The following is a 3,153-nucleotide window of genomic DNA, read 5'->3' as shown; positions in this document are numbered from 1 at the left end:
AATCGCAAGAAACATCTTCGGGTTGTGAGGTTAAGCGACTAAGCGTACACGGTGGATGCCCTGGCAGTCAGAGGCGATGAAGGACGTGCTAATCTGCGATAAGCGTCGGTAAGGTGATATGAACCGTTATAACCGGCGATTTCCGAATGGGGAAACCCAGTGTGATTCGTCACACTATCATTAACTGAATCCATAGGTTAATGAGGCGAACCGGGGGAACTGAAACATCTAAGTACCCCGAGGAAAAGAAATCAACCGAGATTCCCCCAGTAGCGGCGAGCGAACGGGGAGCAGCCCAGAGCCTGAATCAGTGTGTGTGTTAGTGGAAGCGTCTGGAAAGGCGCGCGATACAGGGTGACAGCCCCGTACACAAAAATGCACATATTGTGAGCTCGATGAGTAGGGCGGGACACGTGGTATCCTGTCTGAATATGGGGGGACCATCCTCCAAGGCTAAATACTCCTGACTGACCGATAGTGAACCAGTACCGTGAGGGAAAGGCGAAAAGAACCCCGGCGAGGGGAGTGAAAAAGAACCTGAAACCGTGTACGTACAAGCAGTGGGAGCCTCTTTATGGGGTGACTGCGTACCTTTTGTATAATGGGTCAGCGACTTATATTCTGTAGCAAGGTTAACCGAATAGGGGAGCCGAAGGGAAACCGAGTCTTAACTGGGCGTTAAGTTGCAGGGTATAGACCCGAAACCCGGTGATCTAGCCATGGGCAGGTTGAAGGTTGGGTAACACTAACTGGAGGACCGAACCGACTAATGTTGAAAAATTAGCGGATGACTTGTGGCTGGGGGTGAAAGGCCAATCAAACCGGGAGATAGCTGGTTCTCCCCGAAAGCTATTTAGGTAGCGCCTCGTGAATTCATCTCCGGGGGTAGAGCACTGTTTCGGCAAGGGGGTCATCCCGACTTACCAACCCGATGCAAACTGCGAATACCGGAGAATGTTATCACGGGAGACACACGGCGGGTGCTAACGTCCGTCGTGAAGAGGGAAACAACCCAGACCGCCAGCTAAGGTCCCAAAGTCATGGTTAAGTGGGAAACGATGTGGGAAGGCCCAGACAGCCAGGATGTTGGCTTAGAAGCAGCCATCATTTAAAGAAAGCGTAATAGCTCACTGGTCGAGTCGGCCTGCGCGGAAGATGTAACGGGGCTAAACCATGCACCGAAGCTGCGGCAGCGACGCTTATGCGTTGTTGGGTAGGGGAGCGTTCTGTAAGCCTGTGAAGGTGGCCTGTGAGGGTTGCTGGAGGTATCAGAAGTGCGAATGCTGACATAAGTAACGATAAAGCGGGTGAAAAGCCCGCTCGCCGGAAGACCAAGGGTTCCTGTCCAACGTTAATCGGGGCAGGGTGAGTCGACCCCTAAGGCGAGGCCGAAAGGCGTAGTCGATGGGAAACAGGTTAATATTCCTGTACTTGGTGTTACTGCGAAGGGGGGACGGAGAAGGCTATGTTGGCCGGGCGACGGTTGTCCCGGTTTAAGCGTGTAGGCTGGTTTTCCAGGCAAATCCGGAAAATCAAGGCTGAGGCGTGATGACGAGGCACTACGGTGCTGAAGCAACAAATGCCCTGCTTCCAGGAAAAGCCTCTAAGCATCAGGTAACATCAAATCGTACCCCAAACCGACACAGGTGGTCAGGTAGAGAATACCAAGGCGCTTGAGAGAACTCGGGTGAAGGAACTAGGCAAAATGGTGCCGTAACTTCGGGAGAAGGCACGCTGATGCGTAGGTGAAGCGACTTGCTCGTGGAGCTGAAATCAGTCGAAGATACCAGCTGGCTGCAACTGTTTATTAAAAACACAGCACTGTGCAAACACGAAAGTGGACGTATACGGTGTGACGCCTGCCCGGTGCCGGAAGGTTAATTGATGGGGTCAGCCGCAAGGCGAAGCTCTTGATCGAAGCCCCGGTAAACGGCGGCCGTAACTATAACGGTCCTAAGGTAGCGAAATTCCTTGTCGGGTAAGTTCCGACCTGCACGAATGGCGTAATGATGGCCAGGCTGTCTCCACCCGAGACTCAGTGAAATTGAACTCGCTGTGAAGATGCAGTGTACCCGCGGCAAGACGGAAAGACCCCGTGAACCTTTACTATAGCTTGACACTGAACATTGAGCCTTGATGTGTAGGATAGGTGGGAGGCTTTGAAGCGTGGACGCCAGTCTGCGTGGAGCCGACCTTGAAATACCACCCTTTAATGTTTGATGTTCTAACGTGGACCCGTGATCCGGGTTGCGGACAGTGTCTGGTGGGTAGTTTGACTGGGGCGGTCTCCTCCTAAAGAGTAACGGAGGAGCACGAAGGTTGGCTAATCCTGGTCGGACATCAGGAGGTTAGTGCAATGGCATAAGCCAGCTTGACTGCGAGCGTGACGGCGCGAGCAGGTGCGAAAGCAGGTCATAGTGATCCGGTGGTTCTGAATGGAAGGGCCATCGCTCAACGGATAAAAGGTACTCCGGGGATAACAGGCTGATACCGCCCAAGAGTTCATATCGACGGCGGTGTTTGGCACCTCGATGTCGGCTCATCACATCCTGGGGCTGAAGTAGGTCCCAAGGGTATGGCTGTTCGCCATTTAAAGTGGTACGCGAGCTGGGTTTAGAACGTCGTGAGACAGTTCGGTCCCTATCTGCCGTGGGCGCTGGAGAACTGAGGGGGGCTGCTCCTAGTACGAGAGGACCGGAGTGGACGCATCACTGGTGTTCGGGTTGTCATGCCAATGGCACTGCCCGGTAGCTAAATGCGGAAGAGATAAGTGCTGAAAGCATCTAAGCACGAAACTTGCCCCGAGATGAGTTCTCCCTGACTCCTTGAGAGTCCTGAAGGAACGTTGAAGACGACGACGTTGATAGGCCGGGTGTGTAAGCGCAGCGATGCGTTGAGCTAACCGGTACTAATGAACCGTGAGGCTTAACCTTACAACGCCGAAGGTGTTTTGGCGGATTGAGAGAAGATTTTCAGCCTGATACAGATTAAATCGACATGTCAGGATAAGACGTGTTGATAAAACAGAATTTGCCTGGCGGCCGTAGCGCGGTGGTCCCACCTGACCCCATGCCGAACTCAGAAGTGAAACGCCGTAGCGCCGATGGTAGTGTGGGGTCTCCCCATGCGAGAGTAGGGAACTGCCAGGCATCA

General features: G+C 53.4%; 2 rRNA genes. Both read left to right on the top strand.

From position 1 onward, the window contains the following. Positions 1-28: 28 nt before the first annotated feature. A 23S ribosomal RNA gene (locus C3D30_RS20150) occupies positions 29-2,933 on the top strand. 100 nt (positions 2,934-3,033) lie between these two features. Beyond that, positions 3,034-3,149, top strand: a 5S ribosomal RNA gene (gene rrf, locus C3D30_RS20145). Positions 3,150-3,153 lie beyond the last annotated feature (4 nt).

Origin of the sequence: Escherichia sp. MOD1-EC5433 (genome assembly GCF_002966005.1) — a bacterium.
Lineage (GTDB): Bacteria > Pseudomonadota > Gammaproteobacteria > Enterobacterales > Enterobacteriaceae > Escherichia > Escherichia ruysiae.
The sequence above is the reverse complement of the archived record's forward strand: the minus strand, read 5'-3'. Positions and strand labels throughout refer to the sequence as shown.